This is a genomic window from Embleya hyalina, assembly GCF_003967355.1.
In the GTDB taxonomy this organism is placed as follows: domain Bacteria; phylum Actinomycetota; class Actinomycetes; order Streptomycetales; family Streptomycetaceae; genus Embleya; species Embleya hyalina.
This window is the reverse complement of sequence record NZ_BIFH01000033.1, coordinates 117,601-143,050: the sequence shown is the minus strand read 5'-3', so window position 1 is coordinate 143,050 and position 25,450 is coordinate 117,601. Positions and strand designations below refer to the sequence as shown.

24 protein-coding genes are annotated in these 25,450 nt (G+C 71.1%); 8 read left to right on the top strand and 16 right to left on the bottom strand.

The annotated features are described in order from the left end of the window. The first annotated feature begins 229 nt into the window (after positions 1-229). The 3 genes from EMA17_RS35770 to EMA17_RS55565 are packed head-to-tail and all read left to right on the top strand — an operon-like array spanning position 230 to position 1,850. Positions 230-784 (top strand): RNA polymerase sigma factor, encoded by a 555-nt coding sequence (locus EMA17_RS35770; RefSeq protein ID WP_078977714.1) that lies wholly within the window; start codon positions 230-232, stop codon positions 782-784. After that, positions 775-1,509, top strand: coding sequence for an Asp23/Gls24 family envelope stress response protein (locus tag EMA17_RS35765; protein ID WP_126641333.1), 735 nt, complete (start codon positions 775-777; stop codon positions 1,507-1,509). The genes EMA17_RS35770 and EMA17_RS35765 overlap by 10 nt, the downstream gene beginning before the upstream one ends. Further along, positions 1,506-1,850, top strand: coding sequence for an Asp23/Gls24 family envelope stress response protein (locus tag EMA17_RS55565; protein WP_126641332.1), 345 nt, complete (start codon positions 1,506-1,508; stop codon positions 1,848-1,850). The genes EMA17_RS35765 and EMA17_RS55565 overlap by 4 nt, the downstream gene beginning before the upstream one ends. An 18-nt stretch (positions 1,851-1,868) precedes the next feature. On the opposite strand, the gene EMA17_RS35755 is transcribed toward EMA17_RS55565, so the two are convergent. The 5 genes from EMA17_RS35755 to EMA17_RS35735 all read right to left on the bottom strand — a co-directional run bounded on the left by EMA17_RS35755 (position 1,869) and on the right by EMA17_RS35735 (position 8,549). Then, the gene (locus EMA17_RS35755; RefSeq protein ID WP_160161688.1) at positions 1,869-3,098 is read right to left on the bottom strand and encodes an FAD-dependent monooxygenase; all 1,230 of its coding nucleotides are present in this window, start codon (positions 3,096-3,098) and stop codon (positions 1,869-1,871) included. Between the two features lie 68 nt (positions 3,099-3,166). After that, a complete protein-coding gene (locus EMA17_RS35750; protein ID WP_126641330.1) occupies positions 3,167-5,068 on the bottom strand; it encodes an ABC transporter ATP-binding protein in 1,902 nt (633 codons plus the stop codon). A gap of 235 nt (positions 5,069-5,303) precedes the next feature. After that, positions 5,304-6,053 (bottom strand): enoyl-CoA hydratase/isomerase family protein, encoded by a 750-nt coding sequence (locus EMA17_RS35745; RefSeq protein WP_170222325.1) that lies wholly within the window; start codon positions 6,051-6,053, stop codon positions 5,304-5,306. Between the two features lie 232 nt (positions 6,054-6,285). Then, complete coding sequence (locus EMA17_RS35740) at positions 6,286-6,519, bottom strand: helix-turn-helix domain-containing protein (RefSeq protein ID WP_020553538.1); 234 nt, start codon at positions 6,517-6,519, stop codon at positions 6,286-6,288. Between the two features lie 431 nt (positions 6,520-6,950). Further along, the gene (locus EMA17_RS35735; RefSeq protein ID WP_126641328.1) at positions 6,951-8,549 is read right to left on the bottom strand and encodes an ABC-F family ATP-binding cassette domain-containing protein; all 1,599 of its coding nucleotides are present in this window, start codon (positions 8,547-8,549) and stop codon (positions 6,951-6,953) included. 249 nt (positions 8,550-8,798) lie between these two features. Between EMA17_RS35735 and ypfJ the strand changes: the two genes are divergently transcribed. Further along, complete coding sequence (ypfJ, locus tag EMA17_RS35730) at positions 8,799-9,695, top strand: KPN_02809 family neutral zinc metallopeptidase (RefSeq protein WP_126641327.1); 897 nt, start codon at positions 8,799-8,801, stop codon at positions 9,693-9,695. 304 nt (positions 9,696-9,999) lie between these two features. Here ypfJ and EMA17_RS52125 read toward each other — a convergent pair whose 3' ends face one another. Continuing rightward, entirely contained in the window at positions 10,000-10,527 is a 528-nt protein-coding gene (locus EMA17_RS52125) for a hypothetical protein (protein WP_160161687.1), read from the bottom strand. Between the two features lie 172 nt (positions 10,528-10,699). Continuing rightward, positions 10,700-11,131 (bottom strand): ATP-binding protein, encoded by a 432-nt coding sequence (locus tag EMA17_RS35720; protein WP_160161686.1) that lies wholly within the window; start codon positions 11,129-11,131, stop codon positions 10,700-10,702. A 545-nt stretch (positions 11,132-11,676) separates the two neighbouring features. Here EMA17_RS35720 and EMA17_RS52120 point away from each other — a divergent pair. Beyond that, the gene (locus EMA17_RS52120; protein ID WP_160161685.1) at positions 11,677-14,559 is read left to right on the top strand and encodes a hypothetical protein; all 2,883 of its coding nucleotides are present in this window, start codon (positions 11,677-11,679) and stop codon (positions 14,557-14,559) included. 110 nt (positions 14,560-14,669) lie between these two features. On the opposite strand, the gene EMA17_RS35710 is transcribed toward EMA17_RS52120, so the two are convergent. Genes EMA17_RS35710 through EMA17_RS35675 form a run of 8 tightly spaced genes read right to left on the bottom strand, consistent with a single transcriptional unit; the run spans position 14,670 to position 21,322 of the window. Then, complete coding sequence (locus tag EMA17_RS35710) at positions 14,670-15,002, bottom strand: metal-sulfur cluster assembly factor (protein WP_078977703.1); 333 nt, start codon at positions 15,000-15,002, stop codon at positions 14,670-14,672. Continuing rightward, the gene (sufU, locus tag EMA17_RS35705) at positions 14,999-15,451 is read right to left on the bottom strand and encodes a Fe-S cluster assembly sulfur transfer protein SufU (RefSeq protein WP_126641324.1); all 453 of its coding nucleotides are present in this window, start codon (positions 15,449-15,451) and stop codon (positions 14,999-15,001) included. Before sufU ends, EMA17_RS35710 begins: the two co-directional genes overlap by 4 nt. Before the next feature lie 17 nt (positions 15,452-15,468). Beyond that, positions 15,469-16,728, bottom strand: coding sequence for a cysteine desulfurase (locus EMA17_RS35700; protein ID WP_126641323.1), 1,260 nt, complete (start codon positions 16,726-16,728; stop codon positions 15,469-15,471). Then, a complete protein-coding gene (gene sufC, locus EMA17_RS35695; RefSeq protein ID WP_126641322.1) occupies positions 16,725-17,489 on the bottom strand; it encodes a Fe-S cluster assembly ATPase SufC in 765 nt (254 codons plus the stop codon). The genes EMA17_RS35700 and sufC overlap by 4 nt, the downstream gene beginning before the upstream one ends. A gap of 7 nt (positions 17,490-17,496) precedes the next feature. Then, a complete protein-coding gene (locus EMA17_RS35690; RefSeq protein WP_126641321.1) occupies positions 17,497-17,814 on the bottom strand; it encodes a non-heme iron oxygenase ferredoxin subunit in 318 nt (105 codons plus the stop codon). Further along, positions 17,811-19,043: a Fe-S cluster assembly protein SufD gene (gene sufD, locus EMA17_RS35685; RefSeq protein WP_174861487.1), complete on the bottom strand. Its 1,233-nt coding sequence runs from the start codon at positions 19,041-19,043 to the stop codon at positions 17,811-17,813. The genes EMA17_RS35690 and sufD overlap by 4 nt, the downstream gene beginning before the upstream one ends. Before the next feature lie 3 nt (positions 19,044-19,046). After that, positions 19,047-20,459, bottom strand: a complete 1,413-nt coding sequence (gene sufB / locus EMA17_RS35680) for a Fe-S cluster assembly protein SufB (RefSeq protein ID WP_078977698.1) — start codon at positions 20,457-20,459, stop codon at positions 19,047-19,049. Further along, a complete protein-coding gene (locus EMA17_RS35675; protein WP_126641320.1) occupies positions 20,456-21,322 on the bottom strand; it encodes a helix-turn-helix transcriptional regulator in 867 nt (288 codons plus the stop codon). Before EMA17_RS35675 ends, sufB begins: the two co-directional genes overlap by 4 nt. Positions 21,323-21,526: 204 nt before the next feature. On the opposite strand from EMA17_RS35675, the gene EMA17_RS35670 reads away from it, so the two are divergent. The 3 genes from EMA17_RS35670 to EMA17_RS35660 all read left to right on the top strand — a co-directional run bounded on the left by EMA17_RS35670 (position 21,527) and on the right by EMA17_RS35660 (position 24,287). Then, positions 21,527-22,456 carry an ABC transporter ATP-binding protein gene (locus EMA17_RS35670; protein ID WP_126641319.1) on the top strand — a complete coding sequence of 310 codons (930 nt, stop codon included), beginning with the start codon at positions 21,527-21,529 and terminating at the stop codon, positions 22,454-22,456. An 83-nt stretch (positions 22,457-22,539) separates the two neighbouring features. Next, entirely contained in the window at positions 22,540-23,256 is a 717-nt protein-coding gene (locus EMA17_RS35665; protein WP_126641407.1) for an ABC transporter permease, read from the top strand. An 80-nt stretch (positions 23,257-23,336) separates the two neighbouring features. Then, a complete protein-coding gene (locus tag EMA17_RS35660; RefSeq protein WP_160161684.1) occupies positions 23,337-24,287 on the top strand; it encodes a COX15/CtaA family protein in 951 nt (316 codons plus the stop codon). 84 nt (positions 24,288-24,371) lie between these two features. Here the strand turns inward: EMA17_RS35660 and egtD are convergent, their stop codons facing one another. Beyond that, positions 24,372-25,349 (bottom strand): L-histidine N(alpha)-methyltransferase, encoded by a 978-nt coding sequence (egtD, locus tag EMA17_RS54600; RefSeq protein WP_246127126.1) that lies wholly within the window; start codon positions 25,347-25,349, stop codon positions 24,372-24,374. Between the last annotated feature and the right edge of the window lie 101 nt (positions 25,350-25,450).

The window sequence follows — 25,450 nt, the reverse complement described above, 5'->3', positions numbered from 1 at the left end:
GGTCCCGCCTGTCATCGGTGCCCCTTGCCGGGTTCACCACACCTGTACGACACACACACCGGGCGAACGTCACGCGCCGATCGGAGGATGTTTCGCGGAATCCGACGCTATCCCGCCGGGGCGGTCGCGGGCACGTACCGAACGCGCGGCCCGCCGTGGGGGTGGCGGTTCTCGTCTTGCGACCCCGGGCGCAGTACCGTCGCCGGGTTGGGACGAGGAGGGAAAGCCGATGGCCGACGAGGCCGAGCTCGACGAGGGCACCCTGGTGGTGCGGGCTCGAGAGGGTGACGCCGAGGCATTCGAGGTGCTGATGCGTCGGCACGGGCGATCCCTGTACACGCTCGCGCTGCGCATCCTGGGCAGCGCCGGCGACGCGGAGGACGCGGTACAGGAGGCGTTCATCAGCGCGTGGCGCCGACTGCCCGGGTTCCGCGCCGACTCGTCGTTCCTCACCTGGATGTATCGCATCGTCACCAACCGCGCCCTGAACATCGCCCGGACCCGGCGGCCCACGGTCGGCCTGGACCAGGTACCCGATCGGGCGATAGAGCAGATGGCGGACAATCCGGAGCGACGGGCGGAGGGGTCGGCGGCGCTGAAGGCACTCCAGGAGGCGATGACCACACTGACCGAGGAGCAGCGGGCCTGCTGGGTACTGCGCGAGATGCACGGCCAGAGCTACGACGAGATCGCGGCGGCCGTGGGGATCGGGACGAACGCGGTGCGGGGCAGGATCTTCCGAGCACGACAGACCCTGGCGGAGGCGATGCGACCGTGGACGTGACCGACGAGACGGGCGACGCCCCGGACGCGCTGCGGCTGCCGTCCGCGGCGGAACTGCTCGCGGGGACCCGCGGCACCCCGCCGGGCCGGGGCTCGGGCTCGACCCCGGACTCGGGCTCGGGCTCGGGCTTCGGCGAGCCGACGGACATCGACCCGGACGAGGAACTGCTGCCCTGCGGGCGCGAACCGGAGTCGGTGCTCGAACACGCCGCCGCGGACGCGCTGGACGAGCACGAGCGCTCGTGTCCGGAGTGCCAGGCGGTGCTGCGCGACCATTCGGTCCTCGACCAGGTCACCCGCGAGTGGGCCGAGTTGCCGGTCCCGGTGCCGGACGACCTGGGCACCCGGGTGATGCGCCTGGTCCGGGCCGAGTTGCACACCGGTCGGCTGCTCCCGCTGGGCGAGCCGGACGAGCAGTTGACGCTGACCGAGACCGCCGCGGCGCGCACGCTGCGCGCGGCGGCCGACGCCGAGCCCGGCGTGCAGGCCCGCAGTTGCCGGATCCGGCCGTTCGAGAACCGGGCGGGGGCGGCGGTACCGGGCCCGGTGACGGTGCGGTTGTCGGTCGGTGTGCCGTACGGCGAGCCGATCCACGCGCTGGCCGACCGGCTGCGCGAGCGGGTGCGCCGGGCCGCGACGGAGCGACTGGGGCTGGAAGTGGCGAAGGTGGACGTGGACGTGGTGGGCCTGGAACCGGCCGCCGACGCTCGGGAGGGGAACCGATGAGACAACCGGCGCAGCGCGCGTCCCGCGAGATGTCCGTCCTGGCCCGGACCACCGCCGGCGGCGCGGCGCTGGCCGTCCCCGGGGTGGTGGACCTGCAACCGGGCCTGCTCGACGCGGTCGCCCGGGTCTCGGGCGGCCTGCTCCCGGGCCGGGTCCCGGGGGTGACCACGCGCGTGCTCGACGGAGTCCTGCACGTGGACGTGCAGTTCCGCGCCGCGGCCGACCACCGCGTCCTGGACGTGGCCCGCGCGGTGCGCACGGCGGTCACCGCGGAGGTACGCGAGCGCACGGGCCACCAACGTGTGGTGGTGCACGTCCTGGTCACCGACGCGGGGGTGTGAGCCCGGCGCCTCGCGCGCTCAGACCTTCGCCAGGCCGTACGACGGCCGCTCGTTCAGCGCCGCCGGGTCGTGTCCGGGCAGGTGGCCGTAGGCGCCGATGATGCCGCCGATCTCCTCGGTGGCGGTCAGCGGCCCGGTCGCGTCCTCGGCGCGCGGCACCCGGCCGTGGCCGATCAGTTGCAGCCACTTGTTCAGCGGGAGCCGGGCCCGCTCGTACATCTCCAGTGCCTCGACCGGGTCCCGGTACGACCCCAGCGAGCGGGCCAGCACCCGCGCGTCGACGATCGACTCGGACGCGCCGCCGAGCACGTACGGATACATCGGGTGGGCCGCGTCGCCGAGCAGGGTGACCCGGCCGAACGACCACTGGTCCAGCGGCGGTCGGGTCACCAGCGGATAGCCGGACGCCTCGGTGGGCGACTTGACCATGGCCCCGATGTCGGCCCCGGCGATGCTCCAGCCGCGGAAGACCCGGGCCAGCCGGCGCAGGTCCGCCGGGCCGTTCCAGCCGGTGTCGCCGAGTTCGCCCGCCGACTGCCGATCGGGCAACTCCGCGAGCCAGTTGGTGAGCGTGTACCCGTCGCGCGGATCGATCGGCTTGATCGGGTGCGCCATGAACCGCGCCTCGCCGTGCGCGGTCATGATCATGGTGTGCCCGTCGGCGAACGGCGCACAGCGTGTGGTGCCGCGCATCAGGATGCGCGGCTGGGCGATCGGCGCGCCCTCGTGCGGCAACAACGTCGCGCGGGTCGCGGAGTTGATCCCGTCCGCGCCGATCAGCACGTCGGCCCGCTCCTGCCAGGGCCGCCCCTCGCCGTCCGCGAAGTAGGCGGTCACCCCGTCGTCGTCCTGGTCGAACCCGGTCAGCCGGGACCCGGTACGCACCGCCGCGCGACCGAGGCGTTGGTACACCGCGCGCAGCAGCGCGACCTGCAACTCGCCCCGGTGCACGGAAAGATGCGGCCACAGGAAGCCCGCCCGCTGCCCGCGCGGCGCCAGCACCACCCGGGTCGCCCGGCGGTCGGGGAAGGCCACCCCGGACAGCGGCACGCCCAGGTTGGCGATCGGATGGTAGAGGTCGAGTTCGGCGAGTTCGCGCACCGCGTGGGGCAGGAGGCTGATCCCGAGCCCCAGGGGCCGGATTCTCAGTGCCGCGTCGATCACCGTCACCTCGGTGATGCCCGCGTCGTGCAGGCTGAGTGCCACAGCAAGACCACCTATGCCGCCGCCGGCGACGAGAACACGCACCCGGAAAGCCCCTCTTGCCAACCATTTGGAATATCACCACACTACCCGGCGCCCCGGGCTGCGGTCGGTCAACTCGCGAGCACCGCGGAATCGATCGGATCTTCTTCCCGGTCCCGGAACTGACGGTGATACAGATCCGCGTACAGACCGTCCCGGGCCAGCAACTCGGCGTGTGTGCCGCGTTCGGCGATCCGGCCGTCGTCCACCACCAGGATCAGGTCCGCGTCGCGCACGGTGGACAGCCGGTGGGCGATCACCAGGGCGGTACGACCGACCAGGGCGGTGGCCAACGCGCGCTGCACGGCCGCCTCCGACTCCGAGTCCAGGTGCGCGGTCGCCTCGTCGAGCACCACCACGCGCGGCGACTTGAGCAGCAGCCGGGCGATCGCCAGACGCTGCTTCTCCCCGCCGGACAACCGGTGTCCGCGCTCGCCGACCACGGTCTCCAGGCGGTCCGGCAGCCCCTCGACCAGGTCGCCGATGTTCGCCGCGCGCAGCGCCGCCCACAGTTCCTCGTCGCTCGCGTCCGGCTTGGCGTAGCGCAGGTTGCCGCGGATCGTGTCGTGGAACATGTGCGAGTCCTGGGTCACCACGCCGACCGTGTCGCGCACCGAGGCCAGGGTGACGTCGCGCACGTCGTGTCCGCCGATGCGTACCGCCCCCTCGGTCGCGTCGTAGAGCCGCCCGACCAGCGAGGTGATCGTGGTCTTGCCCGCGCCCGACGGCCCGACCAGGGCCACCAGTTGACCCGGCTCGGCCCGGAACGACACGTCGTGCAACACCGGTTCGGAGCGCCGCCGATCGAGCACCGCGACACTCTCGAGCGAGGCCAGCGAGACCTCGTCGGCGCCCGGGTAGGCGAAGCCGACCGCGTCGAACTCCACCGTCGCCGCGTCCGCCGGCAGCGGCTTCGCGTCCGGTCTGTCGGCGATCATCGCGGGCAGGTCGAGGACTTCGAAGACCCGCTCGAAGCTGACCAGCGCGGTCATCACGTCCACCCGCACGTTGGCCAGCGCGGTCAGCGGCCCGTACAGCCGGCCCAGCAGCACGGTGAGCGCGACCAGGGTGCCCACGGTGAGCCGACCGTCCACGGCGAGATGCCCGCCGATCAGGTACACCAGCGCGGTCGCGAGCGAGGCGACCAGGGTGAGCGCGGTGGCGAACACCCGGTTCACCAACGCGATCCGGATGCCGATGTCGCGCACCCGAGCGGCCCGCCCGGAGAACAGCGCGTCCTCCTCCTCGGGCCGGCCGAAGATCTTGGCCAGCGTCGCGCCGGAGACGTTGAACCGCTCGGTCATCACGGTCGACATCTCCGCGTCCAACTGCATCTGTTCGCGGGTCATCGCCTGCAACCGGCGGCCGATCCACTTGGCCGGCAGCAGGAACAGCGGCAGCAGCACCAGCGAGACCAGGGTGATCTGCCAGGCGAGGTAGAACATGGTCCCGGCCACCAGGACCAGGCTGACCAGATTGGACACCACGCCCGCCAGGGTCGAGGTGAACGCGCGCTGCGCGGACAGCACGTCGTTGTTCAGGCGCGAGATCAGCGCGCCGGTCTGGGTCCGGGTGAAGAACGCGATCGGCTGGCGCTGCACGTGCGCGAACACCTTGCTGCGCAGCGCGTAGATCGAACCCTCGCCGATCCGAGCCGAGTACCACCGCTCCGCCAGGCCGAACCCGGCGGCGAGCAGCGCGACGCCCGCCACCACGATCGCGAGCACGGTCACCAGGTGACCGTCGCCCTTCAGTACACCCTGGTCCACGATCCGCTGCGCGAGCAGCGGCGGCACGATGGTCAACACCGCGCCGATCACCACCAGGACCAGGTACGCGGTGATCTGCCGCGCGAACGGTCTCGCGAACTCGCCCACCCGGCGCACCGTGCCGGGCGCGAGTTTTCGCTCCACCACGGACGCGTCGCGCGTGTAGGAGCGCAGGTTCATCCCCATCGGGCCGCCGCCACTCATCCCGCCTCGTTCCCCGTACATCCCGTACGTGTCGCCTGCCCGAACCGAATGCTCGAACAAATTCCTGAGTCAACCTCAGTACTTCGTACACGGGAACACCGACAGGGGCCCGCTTAGTCCCGGGCCCGCGCGCGCCGCGTCGACCGCCGACGGGAGCGGATGTGACGCGCGTCTCACCAGATCGTGCCCGACGGATCCCGATGAAGCGGGTCCGCCGGGATCCGCCGCACCGGGCCTACTCCCCCGTCCCCGCGAGGTCCCGCAGGCGGCGGGCCTGCGCGGCGCGTTCGGCGGCGCGCTGTTCGTCGTAGCCACGCGTCGCGGCGCCCGCGAGCAGGGCCTTCGTCTCGATCACCGCGTCGCGCGGTGCGGCGACGAGTGCCGCGATCAGGTCGCGTGCGGCACCGTCCAACTCCTCGCGCGGCACCGCGAGGGTGGCCAGTCCCATCGAGACCGCCTCCTCGGCCCCCACCCAGCGGCCCGTGACGCAGATCTCCAGGGCCCGGGCATAGCCGACCAGGTCGGTCAGCGGTTTCGTCCCGGCCAGGTCCGGGACCAAACCGAGCGCGGTCTCGCGCATCGAGAACCGCGCGTCGTCGGCGCACACCCGCAGGTCGCAGGCCAGCGCCAGTTGGAACCCGGCCCCCACGGCATGCCCCTGCACAGCGGCCACCGTGATCAGGTCCGGGCGTCGCCACCAGGTGAACGCCTCCTGGAACGAGGCGATGGTGGCGTCGAGTTCGTCGTCGCTCGCCCCGGCCAGCGTGGAGAGGTCCGATTCCCCCGGGATGCCCCCGCCACCCGGGAACATCCGTCGATCCAGGCCCGCGGAGAACGAGACGCCCTCCGCGCGCAACAGCACGGCCCGGACATCACCGGGCAGGTCGCGGCCGACCGCGGCGAGCGCGCGCCAGAGCGCGGGAGTCTGCGCGTTGCGCCGATCGGGGTTGGTGAGGCTCACCACCGCGAACGCACCTTCGATCACGACCGAAAGGCCCTGCCCTGCCGCGCTGTCGGCACCGCCGACCCCGCGACCGCTGTTGTCCGTGCCGCCCCTGTTGTCACTCGTGTTGTCGTTCGAACCGAGCTGATTCGCGCCCACGTCCACGGTCCCTCCCGTGTTCGGGTCGCTTCCGGCGAACGACCACGTGTCCGACGTTACCGGTCGGTCACATGGTCGTTCGACGGATGGTGCCGTACTGCCCCGGGACTCGGTCTCAGGCCGAGGACGACGCGGCGGTCTTGGCCTTGCCCCGTGTTGCCCCGCCCCTGCCGCGGAGGGTCACTCCCGACTCGCTGAGCATCCGGTGCACGAAGCCGTAGGAACGGCCCGTCTCCTCCGCGAGGGCGCGGATGCTGGCACCGGAGTCGTACTTCTTCTTGAGGTCAGCCGCGAGCTGCTCGCGCGCGGCACCGGTCACCCGGCTGCCCTTCTTCAGAGTCTCGGCCACACGTGCCTCCTCATAGGAAGTGCGCTCTGGAATCCCATGATCACCCCTGGGGCATGGCAAGGCCAGTGATTCCACCTGGCCCGATGGCTTGATCATCGCGGCGCGTGGCCTCATGCACACAAAGATCACCCGAGCGGAATCACGCCTTCCTTTGCCGAATGCTTGACCGAATCCTGTGTCCGCCGACAAAGGCGCTGGTCACCCATGAGATTCACGACCTTGCTCTGTGTCGCCGTCGGGCCTCGTGACCGGCGTCACGTACGGACCGGAAGGATGGCTTCCCCTTGTGAGGGTTTCGTGGGGAAAACCCGTCGGGGGGACGAAAGCGATCACCCCGCCGGGTTGCCGAGGAAGGCAACCCGACGGGGTGTCGGTCGTTCGAGGCTCCCGGACCACACCGCCCGGAAGGTCGGGCGGTGTGGTCCGAACGATCAGGCGAGCGCGACCAGGTCGGCGTAGTCCTCGCTCCACAGGTCCTCGACGCCGTCCGGCAGCAGGATGATCCGCTCCGGCTGCAGCGCCTCCACCGCGCCCTCGTCGTGGGTGACGAGCACCACGGCGCCCTCGTAGGTGCGCAGCGCGTCCAACACCTCGGCGCGGCTGGCCGGGTCGAGGTTGTTGGTCGGCTCGTCCAGGAGCAGCACATTGGCCTTGGAGACCACCAGCGTCGCGAGCGCGAGCCGGGTCTTCTCGCCACCGGAGAGCACACCGGCCGGCTTGTCCACGTCGTCGCCGGAGAACAGGAAGGAGCCGAGCACCTTGCGCACCTCGACCAGATCGAGGTCGGGCGAGGAAGAGCGCATGTTCTCCAGGACCGTGCGCTCCGGGTCCAGCGTCTCGTGTTCCTGTGCGTAGTAACCGAGTTGCAGGCCGTGGCCCGGCTCGATCTTGCCGGTGTCCGGGTCCTCGACACCGCCGAGCAGCCGCAACAGCGTGGTCTTGCCCGCGCCGTTGAGGCCCAGGATGACCACGCGCGAGCCCTTGTCGATGGCCAGGTCGACGTCGGTGAAGATCTCCAGCGAGCCGTACGACTTGGACAACCCGGTCGCCATCAGCGGGGTCTTCCCGCAGGGGGCGGGCTTGGGGAAGCGCAGCTTGGCGACCTTGTCCGACTTGCGCTCGCTCTCCAGGCCGGAGAGCAGCTTCTCGGCCCGGCGGGCCATGTTCTGCGCGGCCACCGTCTTGGTCGCCTTGGCGCGCATCTTGTCGGCCTGCGAGAAGAGTTGGTCGGCCTTCTTCTCGGCGTTGGCCCGCTCGCGCTTGCGGCGGCGCTCGTCGGTCTCGCGCTGGAGCTTGTAGGCGTTCCAGCCGACGTTGTAGATGTCGATCGTGGTGCGGTTGGCGTCCAGGTAGAACACCTTGTTGACGCACGCCTCCATCAGGCCGACATCGTGGCTGATCACGATGAAGCCGCCCTTGTACGTCTTGAGGAAGTCGCGCAGCCAGCCGATGGAGTCGGCGTCGAGGTGGTTGGTGGGCTCGTCGAGGAGCAGCGTGTCGGCGTCGGAGAACAGGATCCGGGCCAGCTCGACCCGGCGCCGCTGGCCACCGGAGAGCGTGTGCAGTTCCTGGCCCAGGATCCGGTCCGGCAGCCCGAGGCTGGCCGCGATCGTGGCCGCCTCGGCCTCGGCCGCGTAGCCGCCCTTGGTCAGGAACTCGGTCTCCAGGCGCGAATACCGGCGCATCGCCTTCGCCGCGGTCTCGCCGCTGGCGCTGGCCATCAGGCCCTCGGCCTCGCGCATCCCGGAGAGCGCGACGTCCAGGCCGCGCGCGGACAGGATCCGGTCCCGGGCCAGCACGTCCAGGTCGCCGGTGCGCGGGTCCTGCGGCAGGTAGCCGACCTCGCCGGTGCGGGTGATGGTCCCGGCCGCGGGCTGGGTCTCCCCGGCCAGCGTCTTGGTGAGCGTGGTCTTTCCGGCGCCGTTGCGGCCGACCAGACCGATCCGGTCGCCGGCCGCGACCCGGAAGGAGGCCGGCTCGAGGAGGATGCGGGCGCCGGCCCGCAGTTCGACGTTGGTTGCGTTGATCATGAAGGACTGGACTCCCGGTCGGGGACTGACGAAGACGGACGATCGTGCGGGGCTCGCTGGGAAGCCGCACCGCTCTAAGGCCGCTCGCGGGGATATCCAGGGAAACCGACCATGCCCACGAGTCTACGGGAGCCGTCGGAACGAATTTCCGGGCATCCTCCCGGCACGAAGGCGACGGACGCGATAAAACCCGTGAAAAGGGATATCCGTCACCCGACGTTTATTCCCTGTTGCCTTGGCGGTCGCGCGATGCGGTTCGACGACGATGCGGATCTGGACACGTCCCAGATCGAGGACGAGCGCGGCTCGGGAGGCGGCGGGCCACGTCGTCCCGGCCTCGTGGTGGGCGGCGGCGCGGCGGGCCTGATCGTCGTGGTCCTCGGCCTGATCTTCGGCCTGAGCCCGAACCGGCTCGGCCTGACCGACGGCGACGGAGGCGGGGGCGGCGCCGTCCCGGCGGACAATCGGGCGCTCCGGGACTCGTGCCGCAAGGGCACCGACGCCAACGCGCGCGACGACTGCCGCATCGTCGGGGTGGTGAACAGCGTGCAGGCGTACTGGACGAACGAGTACCGGCGCCGGGGCGCGACGTACAAGCCGGCGCCGACCCGGTTCTTCACCGGCAGCACCTCGACCGCGTGCGGCGGCGCCACCTCGGCGGTGGGCCCCTTCTACTGTCCCGGCGACCGCAGGGTCTACATCGACCTGGGCTTCTTCGACGAACTACGCACCAGGTTCGGCGCCAGGGGCGGGCCGTTCGCCGAGGCGTACGTACTGGCCCACGAGTACGGCCACCACATCCAGGACCTCACCGGGCAGATGGCCAGGGTCGGCAACGACCGCCAGGGCCCCCGGAGCGGCTCGGTCCGCCTCGAACTCCAGGCCGACTGCTACGCCGGCGTCTGGGCCCAACACGCGACCACGCCCCCGGGAGCCCTGATCACCAACCTCACCACCCAGGACATCGCCGACGGCCTCGACGCCGCGGCAGCGGTGGGCGACGACCGCATCCAACAGGAATTCCAGGGCCGAGTAACCCCCGAAACCTGGACCCACGGCTCAGCCGCCCAACGCCAACAGTGGTTCCACACCGGCTACACCACAGGCGACCCCACCAAATGCAACACCTTCACAGCCCAACTCTGACCCACCCCAACCCCCACATATCAGCCCGGCCGGCGCCCGAGGCCACCCCAACCAACCCAACGCCCAACGCCCGCCAAACACACTCCAGCCCGGCCGGCGCTCGAGGCCACCCCAACCGAGCCAACGCCCAACGCCGGCCGAACATCAACCAGCCCGGCCGGCGTTTGAGGCCACCCCAACCAAACCAACACCGGACGCCCGCCAAACACACTCCAGCCCGGCCGGCGTTTGAGGCCACCTCAGCCGAGCCAACGCCCAACGCCGGCCGAACACCAACCAGCCCGGCCGGCGTTTGAGGCCGAACTCAGGCCGCGGCCCGAGCCCGATCCACAATCTCCTCCGCATCGGCGACAGCCGAAAGATGCCGCGCCATCCGAACCCGCACATCCCGCCCCCCGCCATCGGCGACAAGCAACGACACCCACGCGGCGGAAGCCTCGAGCGCAGCCCGCGCACTGGCCGCGGCCGCGGCCAGATACGGAAGCACATCGTCATCCGCACCATCCCGCACCGTACCCGCGAGCCCGATCAGATCCGCCGCCAACGCCGCCACGCGCAAAGGCACTTCGGCAGAATCCAGCGCCGAGGCAGACTGATCCGAAATCTCCCGCGCCGCCTGGCCCGCCCGCATGGCCCGCTCCCGCATCCGTCCCGCCTCGGCCCGCGCCGCCCGCATCGTCTCCTCGGCGTCGGTGGTGTGCAGGGCGAGTGCGGCGGCCCGCTCGACCAGCGCGGCGGCCTGCGCGGCCTGGAGCGCCGCGGCCGATCCCCGCACCCGGACGTCGGGACTGGCCAGTCGATCGAGGTGTTCCCCGATGGTCTGTTCGCGCAACGGATCCTCCTTGCACACGTGTACAGGCGATCGAAATCGTTCCTGCCAGGGTGCACGGCAGACGCCAATTGCGCCATTTTTTGCGGTTATTGGTTCGACCCACCCACACCCGGGTACGCCCTCGCCCACCTTCGACCAACCGACCGACCCGGCCAACCGACCCGAAGCCGACTCACTCCACCGTCTTCACGTCACACCAGACAACCTTGCCGTCCGGCACCGGATAGCTCCCCCACTCCTCGGCCATCGCCTCCACCAGCAACAACCCACGACCGTGTTCGTCCAGCAGGTCCACCGCGCCCCCCGCTTCGGGAAGCGCCGTGTCGTCGTCGACCACCGCGATCCGGATCGAGTTCTCCCGACGCAGCACGGCGACCGCGACCGTACGCCCCCGCGTCGAGTGCTGGACCGCGTTGGTCACCAGTTCGGAGAGCAGCAGTTCGAGGGTGTCCACGGGCGCGCGCGGAGCCCGCTCCGCAAGCACCGCGCGTAGCGCGTGTCGAGCGCGAGGTACGGCCTCGACGGTGGCCGACAGACGCAGCGACAGCAACAGCGGGCCGGCCGGAGACTCCCCGAATCGCGGCGATGATGCGATTTCGCCCACGTCTCCCCCTGTCTCCCCTGGTGGCGCGGATGAGGCGGCCGGAGGCATCGGCGACCTTTGTCCAAACTAGCCGTCCTTGTCTCCGCTGTTGGTGAGATCGACTTCTTTCCCCCTGGTGAAACATGGCGCGGGCCGGCGATGGACGCACGGGCGGCGCTCGATCGGCGCGCATGGTGGTGGAAAACGTCGCCCAGCGCCCGAGGGGCGGTTCCCGGCCGGACCGGCGGGGTAGCGATCCCCGACGACAGCCGCCCCGGGCCGCCGGCCCGAAGCCGTCGCGTGACCCTCGTCGCACGGCTCGAACCTCGGCTCGGGGAACCAACCGAACCGCCGTTTCGTCCCGCAAACAGACGGCAACGACCCGGGACCCCCCGGTGCCGGCTCGCCACCCGACCGTCGGGATCGCGACCGGAGAGTTCCACCGGCTCCCGGTGCGAGGTGCGGCGAGGTGCCGCGTCACGCACCACACCGCACACCGGAGCCGGTGAACCTTTCCGGCCGGGGTACTAACGTCGGGGTTACCGACCGCGTCACGGAGGACCTGCATGCAGCCCCGGCTCCAGGCCACTCTGGCCGATTTCGTGCCCGCCCTGCGCTTCGTCGCGCCCGAACTCGTCGCCGACTACCTCGAGCACGACGATCTGCCCGCGGCGTGGTGGATGAGCGTGCCGGTGGTGCGTGCCGCCGACACCTTCGGCCGGGACGAACTGCCGGGACGGCTCGCCGATCTCGCCTACACCGAGCTTCGGCATCTGCGCCTGGGCGACCTGCTGCCCGGAGCCTGGCTGGCGCGCAACGGCTTCCGGCTGTCCCAGTGGCCCGACGGCGCGCGGACCAACGTGATGGTGCGTACGCCCGACTGGGCGGACCTGCTCACCACGACGGTGCGCGAGGTCGGCGACTGGACCCAGATCGGCACCTCGACCGTACGGCCGCTCGTGGCCCGGCTGTTCGAGGAGGTCCTGGGACTGCTGCCGCAGGACGACGAATCGGTCGACGTGGACGCGCTGTTCGACGCGTCCGGCATGGCGGCGAGCGCGGCGGCGATGCCCGCGCCGGCCGACCCGGAGCCGACCCCCGAGCCGATCCCGGCCGCGGCACTGCCCGAGCCCGAGCCCGAGCCCGAGCCGGAACCGGCGCCCGCCGCGGCGATCGTGATCCCCCCGGAGGACGCCGACTGGGACAACCCGGACGAGTGGGGCGACCTGGACGACGAGGAACTGCGTCCGGTCAAGCTGCCCGAGCCGTTGACCGCCGAACTGGGCACCGTGGTGCGCTGGCTGGCCGAGCAGGCGCCGGACGTACCGCTGATGGCACAGCTCGCGCAGGTCACCCTGGAGACCGCGGCCGTGGTCGGCCTGGAGGACGCCTCGGACGAGGTGCGGACCGCGTTGACCGCGCTGCTCACCCAGGTACCGTCCGGGCTGCGCGCGTCCCTCGCGCTGCCGCCGGCCCCCGTCGCGACCGAGCCGCGGCCGGCCGGCGACGAGGCGCCCGACGACGACGTCGCCGACTCCGACGACGACGATGCGTCCGACTCGGGCCGGGACGCCTACGGGGAGGTCCCGCCGACCACCCGGGCGAGCCTGCCCTCGGTCGCGGCACCGCGCCCCGAGCGCGAGTCGGCCGCCGAGGCCCGCGAGGAACCGCTCCCCGAGGCCGCCGCCCGGACCGGTGCCCGGCCGGTGCCGAAGATCCGCACCACGGACACCTCCGAGGACCGCCGGCCGCACCCGGTCCCGGCGGCGGAGGAGCCCACGATCGACGAGGCGCCCGGCGTGGACGCGTTCGGCGAGACGCCGCCGATGACCGTCGCCGACGTCCCGATCCCCGCACTCACCCGCAAGGGCAAGCGCACCGCCCCGCCGACCCGATCCGAGCCGCCCGCCGACAGCGCCGGGACGGCCGAAACGAACGAGGACGGCGGCCGGGACGCGTTCGGCGAGGTCCCGCCGCCCACCGCCGGCGCGGTCCCGGCGGTCGGCGAGGCCGGCGTGTCGCGCACCCCCGAGGGCCTGCGCATCCCGCCCCGACCGAGCCACCCGCCGCGTTCCGCGCCGACCCCCGCGCCGGCCGACGCGACCGCGGCGGAGGTACCGTCCGTACCCGCGCCGCCGGACCCGTCCGCCGTGCCGCACACCAACCGGGGGACGAAGGCGAAGGCGGCCGACCCCGAGGCCACCGTCGAGATGGTGCCCGGCACGCTGCCCGCCGCGCCCGCCGAGGACGTCACGATGCTCGTCGACCGGCCGCAGTCGCGCGCCGGCGAGCCCGGCGGCGGCGACCTCGTCATCGTCCTGGCGACCTGGTTCCCGGCAGGCGAGCCACGCCGCCGAGTACTCGCCCGGGACCGGCTGTTCACCGACGAACCGCGCGAACTCGATGCGCTCGCCGCCGAGTTCGGCACGTCACCGGCCGAGGTCAAGATCCTGGAGCGGGATCTGCGACGCAACCTGGACGAGCGCATCGGCCGCTCCGACGGCGCGCCGGTCCGGGTGCACCTGAGCTTCGTCCGGGACCGGCTCGGCGTCCTGACCACGGTGTCCGAACTGCGCACGCTGCACCCCAAGCACACCGAGACCGTGCCGGGTCTGGAGATCCAGGTCTGGCAGGTCCTGCGCGGCCTGCTCGGCCTGCACACCTCGGTCGACGGCTGGTTGTCGAGCGCGCCGCTGGGCGAGCTGTCCGACCGCACCCAGGCCACCCTGGACGCCGCCTGCGCCCGCGGCCCGGTACCGCTGGCCGCGCTGGAGCGGGACCTGACCGCGATGGGCATCCGCCCGCCGCTGCAGGCCGCCTGGATCGCCCGCATGGAGGGCTTCCAGGTGGAGAACGGCCAGGTGCTGTCCCGCTCGGCGGACACCCTGGAGCGGCCGGCCCAGAAGGGGCGGCCGGCACCGATCGGCGATCCGTCCCGGGCCGCGGGCTGCTTCCGCGAGGACACCGGCGCGTGGGCGTTCCGGGTGGACGTGTCCACCGCGATGCTCGAAGGCGAGCCGGTCAAGGTGCCGGCGGCGTTCGCCCAATCCCTCGGCGTCACCCCGGGCGGCCAGGTCCGGCTGCACCACGGCCACGGCCCCGCCGCACTGCGCTGGGCCGACACCCCCTACCTGGTGTCCCTGCGCGCGATCCTGGCCGGCCTGTCCGCGCACGAGGGCGACATGGTCTTCATCTCGTCGATCCACCAGGGCCGCCTGGAGGCCCGTCTGGTCCGCGGCGACGCCACGGTTCGCCTCCCCCGCTGGGCGAGGGCCCTACGCCACACCGGCGTGGACCCGGTCCCGGAGCAGGTGAACCTTCCCGAACTCCTCGGCGCGAGAATCGGCCTGGACCCGGGCATCGACCTCAAGGCCGTCCTGCACCACCTGCAACAACGAGGCGACACGGACGTCCTGGAACTCCTGGGCGTCTCCCAGCCCCGCCAATAACACGAAACGGCGCCGGCCGAAAACCCGACCGGCGCCACCCCGACCCACGCCCCGGGGTCGGCGACCCCCGGCCCGGCCGGTGCTCGAGGCCGAGGGCCTCGGCTCGGGAGCTACAGGTTGAACCCCAGTGCCCGCAGCTGTTCGCGGCCGTCGTCGGTGATCTTGTCCGGCCCCCACGGCGGCATCCAGACCCAGTTGATCCGCATGTCCGCCACGATGCCCTCCGTGGCGGTCCGCGTCTGGTCCTCGATCACGTCCGTGAGCGGACAGGCCGCACTGGTCAGCGTCATGTCGATCGTGGCGATGTTCGCGTCGTCGACGTGCACGCCGTACACCAGGCCCAGGTCGACCACGTTGATCCCGAGTTCGGGGTCGACGACGTCGTACATCGCCTCGGTGACGTCCTCCGGCGTGGCCACGCCGGCCGCCTGAGTCTCGGTCATTTCTGCCCTTCCGTCGTCTGCAGCGCCTGCGCGGTGGCGTCCTTGAAGGCCATCCACCCCAGGAGCGCGCACTTCACCCGCGCCGGATACTTGCTCACACCGACAAACGCCACGGCGTCCTCGAGCACTTCCTCGTCCGGCTCGCCCTGACCCTTGGACTGCATCAGCGCCAGGAACTCGTCCCCGGCGTGCATCGCGTCCTCGATCGTGTGCCCGATCACCAGGTCGGTCATCACCGACGCGCTGGCCTGGCTGATCGAACAGCCCTGGCCCTCGTAGCTGACGTCGAGCACCTTCTCGCCGTCCAGCTTCACGCGCAGTGTGACCTCGTCCCCGCAGGTCGGGTTGACGTGGTGGACCTGGGTGTCGAACGGATCCCGCAGCCCCTTGTTGTGGGGGTGCCGGTAGTGATCCAGGATGATCTCCTGGTACATCTCGTCAAGCTTCATCTTCGCCTCCCCCCGTATCAGCCGAAGAACCGACGAACATGTTCCAGCCCGGCCACGAGCGCGTCGACCTCGGCCGGTGTGGAGTACAGGTAGAACGAGGCGCGGGTGGTCGCCGGCACGCCGTAGCGCAGGCAGACCGGACGTGCGCAGTGGTGCCCCACCCGGACCGCGATGCCCTGTTCGTCGAGCACCTGGCCCACGTCGTGCGGGTGGATGTCGCCGAAGGTGAAGGAGATCGCCGCCGCGCGTGCCACGTTGTCGGCCGGGCCGATGATCTTCAGCCCCTCGACGCCGTTCAGCGCGTCGACCGCGTATCCCGTGATCGCGTGCTCATGCGCGGCGATCCGGTCCATGCCGATCGCCGACAGGTAGTCGATGGCCGCACCGAGCCCGACCGCCTCCGCGATCGGCGGCGTGCCGGCCTCGAACTTGTGCGGCGCGGGCGCGTACGTGGACGCGCTCATCGTCACCGTCTCGATCATCTCGCCACCGCCCAGGAACGGCGGCAGCTCCTCCAACAGACCGAGCCGGCCCCACAGCACGCCGATCCCGGTCGGGCCGCACATCTTGTGGCCGGTGAACGCGACGAAGTCGGCGCCGAGCGCCTGCACGTCGAGCACCATGTGCGGCGCGGCCTGCGACGCGTCGACCACGACCAGGGCGCCGACGTCGTGCGCGCGGCGCACGATCGGGTCCAGGTCGTTGACCGTGCCGAGGATGTTCGAGGTGTGCACCACCGAGACGACCTTGGTCTCCTCGGTGATCACCTGCTCGATGTTCGACAGGTCGAGCCGGCCGTCGTCGGTGAGCCCGAACCACTTGAGCTGGGCGCCGGTGCGCTGCGCGAGCAGCTGCCACGGCACGATGTTCGAGTGGTGCTCCATCTCGGTGATCACCACGTCGGCGCCCACGCCCACCTTGAACGGCTCGTCCGCCCAGGTCAGCATGTTCGCGACGAGGTTGATCGCCTCGGAGGAGTTCTTGGTGAAGACGATCTCGTCCCGGCTGGGCGCGTTGATGAACGCCGCGACCTTGTCCCGGGCGCCCTCGTACAGCGCGGTGGCCTCCTCGGCCAGCACGTGCACGCCGCGGTGCACGTTCGCGTTGCTGCTCGCGTAGTACTGCGTCATGGCGTCGATCACCTGACGCGGGGTCTGCGACGTCGCCGCGTTGTCGAGGTAGACGAGCGGTCGGTCGTCGTGCAGGAGCCGTTCGAGGATCGGGAAATCCTTGCGGATCGTATCCGTGTCGAGCAGCCCCGGCAGGTGCAGTGTCATGCAGACTCCCCCTTGCCGGTGTACGCCTCGTAGCCCTCGTCCTCCAGCTTGTCGGCGAGCTCGGCACCGCCGGACTCGACGATCCGGCCGCCCGCGAAGACGTGCACGTGGTCGGGCCTGATGTACTTCAGGATGCGGGTGTAGTGGGTGATCAGCAGGGTGCCGATCTGCCCGGTGGCCTGCACACGGTTGACGCCCTCGGAGACCACGCGCAGCGCGTCGACGTCCAGACCGGAGTCGGTCTCGTCGAGGATCGCGATCTTCGGCCGCAGCAGCTCCAGCTGCAGGATCTCGTGGCGCTTCTTCTCGCCGCCGGAGAAGCCCTCGTTGACGTTGCGCTCGGCGAAGGCGGGGTCCATCTGGAGGCGCTCCATGGCCTCCTTGACCTCCTTGACCCACAGCCGCAGCTTGGGGGCCTCGCCGCGGGTGGCGGTGGCGGCGGTGCGCAGGAAGTTGGACACCGAGACGCCGGCGACCTCGACGGGGTACTGCATGGCCAGGAACAGGCCGGCGCGGGCCCGCTCGTCGACGGTCATGGACAGCACGTCCTCGCCGTCGAGCAGCACACTGCCGCCGGTGACCCGATACTTCGGGTGCCCCGCGACCGAGTACGCCAGGGTCGACTTGCCGGAGCCGTTGGGGCCCATGATGGCGTGGGTCTCGCCCTGCTTCACGGTCAGGTCGACGCCGCGCAGGATCTCGCGCGGACCGTTCTCGGCGTCCACACTGACGTGCAGGTCGCGGATCTCAAGCGTTGCCATAACGGACTCAGGACTCCTGGTTCACTTCGACGTAGACGGCGCCGCCGTCGATCTTCACGGGGTATACGGGGACCGGCAGGTTCGCCGGGGGGCCCGAGGGGCGACCGGTGCGCAGGTCGAAGCGCGAGCCGTGCAGCCAGCACTCGATCGTGCAGTCCTCGACCTCGCCCTCGGACAGCGAGACGTTGGCGTGCGAGCACACGTCGTTGATCGCGTACACGTCGCCCTCGGTGCGCACGAGGGTCACCGGGACGTCGTCGAGCACGACGCGCAGCGGTGTGTCCTCGTGCAGGTCGCCCTCCGCGCAGGCCTCGAGGTAGCTCATCGGGCGCCGCCCTCGAGCCGCGCCTCGATCTGCTTCATCAGCCGCTCCTGGAGGTCGGCGATGCCGACCCGGGCGATCACCTCGGCGAAGAAGCCGCGCACCACCAGGCGGCGGGCCTCGTCGGCCGGGATGCCGCGCGACTGGAGGTAGAACAGCTGCTCGTCGTCGAAGCGGCCGGTCGCGCTGGCGTGCCCGGCGCCGGCGATCTCGCCGGTCTCGATCTCCAGGTTGGGCACCGAGTCGGCGCGGGCGCCGTCGGTGAGCACCAGGTTGCGGTTGAGCTCGTAGGTGTCGGTGCCCTCGGCGGCGGCGCGGATGAGCACGTCGCCGATCCACACGGTGTGCGCGTCGGCGCCCTGCAGGGCCCCCTTGTAGGTGACCAGGCTGCGGCACTGCGGCACGTCGTGGTCGACGAACAACCGGTGTTCGAGGTGCTGGCCGGCATCGGCGAAGTACACGCCGTACAGCTCGGCGTCGCCGCCCGGGGCGTCGTAGACCACCCGCGGGAACAGCCGGACCAGGTCGCCGCCGAGGGTGACCACCACGGAGGTGAAGGACGCGTCGCGGCCCACCCGGGCCAGGTGCGCGCCCACGTGCACCGAGTCGGCGTCCCAGTCCTGGATCGAGACGACCTTGAGCTTCGCGCCGTCGCCGACGATGAACTCGACGTTTTGCGCGTAGGTGGTGGAGCCGGCGTGGTCGAGCACCACGGTCGCCTCGGCGAACCGCTGGACCTCGATCGCGACGTGGCCGAACGCGGTGCCGCCGGCGCCGCGCAGGTCGATCACGATCGGCTCGGCGAGCTGGATGTCCTTGCCGACCACGACGAGGGTGGCCTTCTCGAACGAGCCGTACGCCTGGGCCGCGACCCGGTCGACGGGTTTGCCGGCCCGACCGATGCGCGCGTCGGAGCGGTCGACCGTCTCGACGGTGACGCCCTCGGGGGCGGTCACCGAGACGGTGACCTCGCCGCGCTCGGCCGCGGCCGCGGTGCCGTCGTGCAGACCCCGCAGCCGGGCCAGCGGGGTGAACCGCCAGTCCTCCTCGCGGCCGGTCGGCACGGCGAAGTCGGCCACGTCGTAGGACGCGGCGGCGACCTGGCGGGCGTCGGCGGGCTGGGCGACCGAGCGGCCGGTGCCGGGGCCGGCGAGCACGTTCTCGGCCCCGGCCTCGCGCACGGCGATCGATCCGGCGGTGGTGCTACCGGGAGTGTTGGTGTTCGCAGCCATGGACTAGCCCACAGCCCCTTCCATCTGAAGCTCGATCAGGCGGTTCAACTCGAGGGCGTACTCCATGGGCAGCTCGCGCGCGATGGGCTCGACGAACCCGCGCACGATCATCGCCATGGCCTCGTCCTCGGTCATGCCGCGGCTCATGAGGTAGAACAGCTGGTCGTCGGAGATCTTCGAGACGGTCGCCTCGTGACCCATCGACACGTCGTCCTCGCGGACGTCGACGTACGGGTAGGTGTCGGAGCGGCTGATCGTGTCCACGAGCAGCGCGTCGCACTTGACCGACGAGGTCGAGCCGTGCGCGCCCTCCTCGATCTGCACGAGGCCGCGGTAGGAGGTGCGGCCACCGCCGCGCGCCACCGACTTGGACACGATGTTGGACGAGGTGTTCGGGGCGCAGTGCACCATCTTCGAACCGGCGTCCTGGTGCTGGCCCTCGCCCGCGAAGGCGATCGACAGCGTCTCGCCCTTGGCGTGCTCGCCGAGCAGCCACACGGCCGGGTACTTCATGGTGACCTTGGAACCGATGTTGCCGTCGATCCACTCCATCGTGGCGCCCTCGTGGGCCACCGCGCGCTTGGTCACCAGGTTGTACACGTTGTTCGACCAGTTCTGGATGGTCGTGTAGCGCACCCGGGCGTTCTTCTTGACCACGATCTCGACCACGGCCGAGTGCAGCGAGTCGGACTTGTAGATCGGCGCCGTGCAGCCCTCGACGTAGTGCACGTAGGAGCCCTCGTCGGCGATGATCAGCGTGCGCTCGAACTGGCCCATGTTCTCGGTGTTGATCCGGAAGTAGGCCTGGAGCGGGATCTCCACGTGCACGCCCGGCGGGACGTAGATGAACGAGCCGCCCGACCACACCGCGGTGTTCAGCGCGGAGAACTTGTTGTCGCCGGTCGGGATGACCGAGCCGAAGTATTCCTTGAACAGCTCCGGGTGCTCGCGCAGCCCGGTGTCGGTGTCCAGGAAGATGACGCCCTGCTCCTCCAGGTCCTCGCGGATCTGGTGGTAGACGACCTCGGACTCGTACTGGGCGGCGACGCCCGCGACCAGGCGCTGCTTCTCCGCCTCCGGGATGCCGAGCCGGTCGTAGGTGTTCTTGATGTCCTCGGGCAGGTCCTCCCACGAGGCGGCCTGCTTCTCCGTGGAGCGGACGAAGTACTTGATGTTGTCGAAGTCGATGCCGGAGAGGTCGGAGCCCCACGTCGGCATGGGCTTCTTGCCGAAGAGCCGGAGGCCCTTCATGCGCTGCTTCAACATCCACTCGGGCTCGGACTTCTTCGCCGAGATGTCGGCGACGACCTCCTCGGAGATGCCCCGGCGCGCGGAGGCGCCGGCGGTGTCCGAGTCGGCCCAGCCGTACTCGTAGGTGCCCAGGCCCTCGAGCTCGGGGCGAGCGTCGGTGGTCATGAAGTAGTCCTCCCGGAAGCCGGGTCGGCGGCGGTCGATTCCCGCGAACGGGAAGGGCCCCGGCGCGGCGGATTCTGGTCTTCGCTGGTTTTCGAAACAGAGGGTGCGGCCGGCGGACCGGACGAGCCGGTCCTGCGACCGGTCGGACCGGCCGTTTCAGCCTGTACAGCAGGAACGTGCGTGGTGCAGACGCCGTCGCCGTGGGCGATGGTCGCCAGCCGTTGCACGTGCGTGCCGAGAAGGCGTGCGAACACCTCGGCCTCGGCCTCGCAGAGCTGTGGGAACCGCTCGGCGACGTGCGCCACCGGACAGTGGTGCTGGCAAAGCTGCTCTCCGCCGGGTGCGGGCCGCGCACTCGCGGCATACCCGTCGGCGGACAGCGCCTCGGCCAGCGCTCGGGCCCGCTCCCCGGTGGGCGCGGACTCGACCGAGGGACGATACCTCTCCTCGCGGGCGGTAAGCCGCTCGCGGGCAAAAGTTGCCACCGCCTCGGTGCCGAGCCGTTCGGCCACGAAGCTCAGCGCCTCGGCCGCCAGCTCGTCGTATTCCTGGTGGAAACCGGAGCGGCCGGCGTCGGTCAGCGCGAACAGCTTGGCCGGACGACCCCGGCCCCGGCGCCCGTAGACGCGCTGCTCGCCGGCCACCAGCACACCCTCGGCGAGCAGTGCGTCGAGGTGGCGACGTACGCCCGCCGGGGTCAGCTCCAGCCGCTCGGCGAGGTCCGCCGCGGTGGACGGACCGTGTTCGACGATCGATCGGGTGACCCGGTGACGGGTGCCCTCGTGGCCGTCGTGTTCGGGCGTGCCGGCACCCGGGACGGTCGCCCGCCTCGGTGCCTCTTCGCTCGTCCGCGCGTTTTCCACAACACCATTGTTGCGTTAATAGCGCGCCAGGCCAAACGGCGTCCGCGTGGAGTCCATCACTTAGGTGTACCTAACATCACACACCCTCTCGGCATGGCGTTCGACCTGCGGATTCATCTGACGATCCGTCAGTCCCAGGGTGTTCCGGCCGTTCTCGCCGACCCCGGCACGGCGGGTGCCCGGGGCTTTCTAGACTGACTCGTCATGGACTCCTCGTCGCCGGCAGTCGCGCTCACGGGCCTGGTCAAGCGCTACGGCGACAAGACCGCCGTGGACGGGCTCTCGCTCACCGTCGAACGCGGCCGGGTCACCGCGGTGCTCGGCCCCAACGGCGCCGGCAAGACCAGCACGATCGAGATCTGCGAGGGCTACCGGCGCGCCGACGCGGGCGAGGTGCGGGTGCTCGACCTGGACCCGGTGCGCGACGCCGCCGCGTTGCGGCCACGGATCGGGGTGATGTTGCAGTCGGGGGGCGTGTACTCGGGAGCGCGCGCCGAGGAGATGTTGCGCCACGTCGCCAAACTGCACGCACACCCCCTGGACGTGGCGATGCTGATCGAACGCCTGGGCCTGGGCTCGTGCGGACGGACCACCTACCGCCGACTGTCCGGCGGCCAGCAGCAGCGCCTGGCGCTCGCGCTCGCCGTGGTCGGCCGCCCCGAACTGGTGTTCCTGGACGAGCCGACCGCCGGCCTCGATCCGCACGCCCGGCACGCCACGTGGGACCTGGTGCGCGAGCTGCGCGCCGACGGGGTGAGCGTGGTGCTCACCACGCACCTGATGGACGAGGCCGAGAAGCTGGCCGACGAGGTGGCGATCGTGGACCGCGGCCGGGTGATCGCGTCCGGCTCGCCCGAGGCGCTGTGCCACGACGGCGCGGAGAACTCGCTGCGCTTCTCCGGCCCGCCCGGTCTGGACATGGGTTCGCTGCTCAACGCCCTGCCCGAGGGCGCCAAGGCGTTCGAGGTCTCGCGCGGCGCGTACCGGATCGAGGGCGAGATAGACCCCCAACTGCTCGCCACGGTCACCTCCTGGTGCGCGCAGCACGGGGTGATGCCGGAGCGGCTGACGGTGGAACGGCGCAGCCTGGAGGACGTTTTCATGGAGCTGACCGGACGGGAGCTGCGGAGTTGAGCGCGGTGGCGAAGGCCGCGGCGACGCGGGACGAGGCGCGCGGGACGTTCACGCCCGCGCCGGGGGCGGCGCCGCTGCGTCGGATGATCCTGGCGCAGAGCGCGCTGGAGACCCGGATGTTGCTGCGCAACGGCGAGCAGCTGTTGCTGACGGTGATCATTCCGACGCTGCTGCTGGTGGTGTTCAGCTCAGCCGACCTCGTGGACACCGGGGACGGCGACCGGGTGGACTTCCTGGCGCCGGGGCTGCTCGCGCTGGCGGTGTTGTCGACCGCGTTCACCGGGCAGGCGATCGCGACCGGGTTCGAGCGGCGCTACGGCGTGCTCAAACTGCTGGGCTCGACCCCGCTGCCCCGGTGGGGGCTGATGGTGGCCAAGACCGCGTGTGTCCTGGTGGTGGAGATCCTCCAGGTGGCGCTGCTCACGGCGATCGCGTTCGGCCTGGGCTGGTCGCCGCACGGGAACCCCGTGTGGGTGATCCTGCTGCTGCTCCTGGGCACGGCGGCGTTCTCCGGGCTCGGCCTGCTGATGGCCGGCACGCTGCGGGCCGAGGCCACCCTGGCGGGCGCGAATCTGGTGTTCATCCTGCTGCTGCTCGGCGGCGGGGTGATCGTGCCGCTGGACAAGTTCCCCTCCGGGGTCGAGCACACGCTCGCGCTGCTGCCCATCTCGGCACTGTCGGACGGGCTGCGCGACGTGCTCCGGGACGGATCGGGGTTGCCGCTGGGCGATCTGGCCATCCTGGCGGTCTGGGCGGTTTTGGGCCTGGGTGCGGCGGCGCGCTTCTTCCGCTGGGAGTGAGGCCGGGGCGGGGTCGGGGCGCACGTCGACCGACACCCCTGGTGCGCTTGTGAATTCGTTCACGACGTAGCATGTCGCGCATGAGTCTGCAGGCCGTCTCCCCACTCGTCGCGCGCCGCGTGTTCCTCGCGAACCTGGTGGCGCAGATCGGCATCGTCGTCACGGGCGGTCTCGTCCGACTCACCGACTCGGGCCTGGGATGCGACACCTGGCCCCGATGCGACAGCGACACCAGCAACTGGACGCCGCACGAGGCGGTCGGCCACCACGCGTACATCGAGTTCGGCAACCGCATGCTGACCTACGTGGTCGGCGCGATCGCGGTGGCGTGCGTGGTGGCGGCGTACCGGATGACCGTGCGCCGCAAGGACATCACCACGCTGGCCTGGATCCAGATCGGCACGGTGGTCGGCCAGGCCCTGCTCGGCGGCATCACGGTGCTCACCGACCTGCACCCGATGGCGGTGGCGAGCCACCTGCTCCTGTCGATGTTGCTGATCGCGTCGGCGGTGGCGCTGTACGAACGCTCCGGCGAGGGCGACGCGCCGGCCCGGTTCGCGGTCCGCCCCGAGATCCGCTGGTTCGGCTACGGCACCCTCGGCCTGGCGGGCGCGCTGATCGTGATCGGCACCGTGGTCACCGGCTCCGGACCGCACGCGGGCGACCTGAAGGCCAAGCGCTTCGACGTGGACATCGACCAGATCGCCTGGCTGCACGCCGACCTGGCCTTCCTGCTCCTGGGCGCGGCCGTCGCCCTGGCCCTGGCCCTGCGCGTCACCGACGCCCCGCAGGCCGCCCAAACGCGCGTGTGGTGGCTGCTCGCCGTCCTGATCCCCCAGGGCCTGATCGGCTACATCCAATACTTCAACGGCCTCCCCGAGTGGATGGTCCTCACCCACATGCTCGGCGCCGCCCTCACGGTCGTCACCACGACGAGGGCCCTCTTCGCCCTCCGCATCCGAGACGACCACGCCGATCCCGCCCCGGAAGCAGAAGCCGAAACCCGCGAACCGGTCGCCACCAGCTACTGAGCGCCGCATCGGTGAGACGCCGAGACGGATCGGACCCCGGCGGGGTCCGGTCCGTCTCGGCGTTCTCGGGCGGCGTCGCCCGGATCAGCGGGTCGGGACGGCGAGGAGGAGGGCGAAGCGGTTTTGGGGGTCGGTCCACCAGTGGCGGATGGTGAAGCCGGCTTCGGCCAGTTCGGCTTCGAGGGGCTCGCGGCGGAATTTGGTGGAGATTTCGGTGCGGAGGTGTTCGCCTCGGGTGAAGTCGACGGACAGGTCCAGGGGCGGGATCTTGACCGTCTGGTCGATCCTGGAGCGCAGGTGCATCTCGATGCGTTCCTCGTCCGCGTTCCACAGCGCCACGTGGTCGTAGGCGTCGGGGTCGAAGTCGGCGTCGAGTTCGCGGTTGAGCACCTGCAGGACGTTCTTGTTGAACTCGGCGGTGACGCCCCGGGCGTCGTCGTAGGCGGCGACCAGCACGGCCGGGTCCTTGACCAGGTCGACCCCGAGCAGCAGGGTGTCGTCGGCGCTCAGCGCGCGGCGCAGAATGCGGTAGAAGTCCGTGCGCTGGGCGGGGTCGAGGTTGCCGAGCGTGCTGCCCAGGAAGCTGAGCAGGCGCGGTCCCGGCTCGTCCGCCAGGGCGAGTTCCTGTTCGAAGTCGGTGACCGTGGCCGCCACCCGCAGCGACGGGTAGTCGCGGCACAGCGCCTCACCGGCCTGGACCAGCGCCGAATCGCTCACGTCCAGCGGCACATAGCGCTCCAGCGTGCCGGCCGCGGTGAGCGCGTCCAGGAGCAGTCGGGTCTTGCGGGACGAGCCCGAGCCCAATTCGATCAGCGAGTGGGCCCGCGTCGCCGCGGCGATCTCGGGGGCGCGTCGGGTCAGGATCTCCTGCTCGGCGCGGGTCGGGTAGTACTCGGGCAGCCGGGTGATCTCCTCGAACAACTCGCTGCCGCGCGCGTCGTAGAACCACTTGGGCGGCAACGACTTGCTCGGCGCGGTCAGGCCCAGGCGCACGTCGGCGCGCAGGGTGGTATCGAAGTAGTCGGCCGGCAGCCGGTGGTCGAGGGTGAATCGGCTGTTCATGGGACGCCGTTCCTGTGGTGCGGATGACGGACGTGCGGCGACGGGTCGCACGGGACGGATCGGGGCGATGCGGACGCCGTCGCGGGTGGCGATCAGCAGGG

What these genes read in the sequence shown, in the direction of transcription:
- EMA17_RS35770 (WP_078977714.1), top strand. Translation starts at nt 230, where the DNA reads ATGGCCGACGAGGCCGAGCTCGACGAGGGCACCCTGGTGGTGCGGGCT.
- EMA17_RS55565 (WP_126641332.1), top strand. Translation starts at nt 1,506, where the DNA reads ATGAGACAACCGGCGCAGCGCGCGTCCCGCGAGATGTCCGTCCTGGCC.
- EMA17_RS35750 (WP_126641330.1), bottom strand. Translation starts at nt 5,068, where the DNA reads ATGAGTGGCGGCGGCCCGATGGGGATGAACCTGCGCTCCTACACGCGC.
- EMA17_RS35735 (WP_126641328.1), bottom strand. Translation starts at nt 8,549, where the DNA reads ATGATCAACGCAACCAACGTCGAACTGCGGGCCGGCGCCCGCATCCTC.
- ypfJ (WP_126641327.1), top strand. Translation starts at nt 8,799, where the DNA reads ATGCGGTTCGACGACGATGCGGATCTGGACACGTCCCAGATCGAGGAC.
- EMA17_RS52120 (WP_160161685.1), top strand. Translation starts at nt 11,677, where the DNA reads ATGCAGCCCCGGCTCCAGGCCACTCTGGCCGATTTCGTGCCCGCCCTG.
- EMA17_RS35710 (WP_078977703.1), bottom strand. Translation starts at nt 15,002, where the DNA reads ATGACCGAGACTCAGGCGGCCGGCGTGGCCACGCCGGAGGACGTCACC.
- sufU (WP_126641324.1), bottom strand. Translation starts at nt 15,451, where the DNA reads ATGAAGCTTGACGAGATGTACCAGGAGATCATCCTGGATCACTACCGG.
- EMA17_RS35700 (WP_126641323.1), bottom strand. Translation starts at nt 16,728, where the DNA reads ATGACACTGCACCTGCCGGGGCTGCTCGACACGGATACGATCCGCAAG.
- sufC (WP_126641322.1), bottom strand. Translation starts at nt 17,489, where the DNA reads ATGGCAACGCTTGAGATCCGCGACCTGCACGTCAGTGTGGACGCCGAG.
- EMA17_RS35690 (WP_126641321.1), bottom strand. Translation starts at nt 17,814, where the DNA reads ATGAGCTACCTCGAGGCCTGCGCGGAGGGCGACCTGCACGAGGACACA.
- sufD (WP_174861487.1), bottom strand. Translation starts at nt 19,043, where the DNA reads ATGGCTGCGAACACCAACACTCCCGGTAGCACCACCGCCGGATCGATC.
- sufB (WP_078977698.1), bottom strand. Translation starts at nt 20,459, where the DNA reads ATGACCACCGACGCTCGCCCCGAGCTCGAGGGCCTGGGCACCTACGAG.
- EMA17_RS35670 (WP_126641319.1), top strand. Translation starts at nt 21,527, where the DNA reads ATGGACTCCTCGTCGCCGGCAGTCGCGCTCACGGGCCTGGTCAAGCGC.
- EMA17_RS35665 (WP_126641407.1), top strand. Translation starts at nt 22,540, where the DNA reads ATGATCCTGGCGCAGAGCGCGCTGGAGACCCGGATGTTGCTGCGCAAC.
- EMA17_RS35660 (WP_160161684.1), top strand. Translation starts at nt 23,337, where the DNA reads ATGAGTCTGCAGGCCGTCTCCCCACTCGTCGCGCGCCGCGTGTTCCTC.
- egtD (WP_246127126.1), bottom strand. Translation starts at nt 25,349, where the DNA reads ATGAACAGCCGATTCACCCTCGACCACCGGCTGCCGGCCGACTACTTC.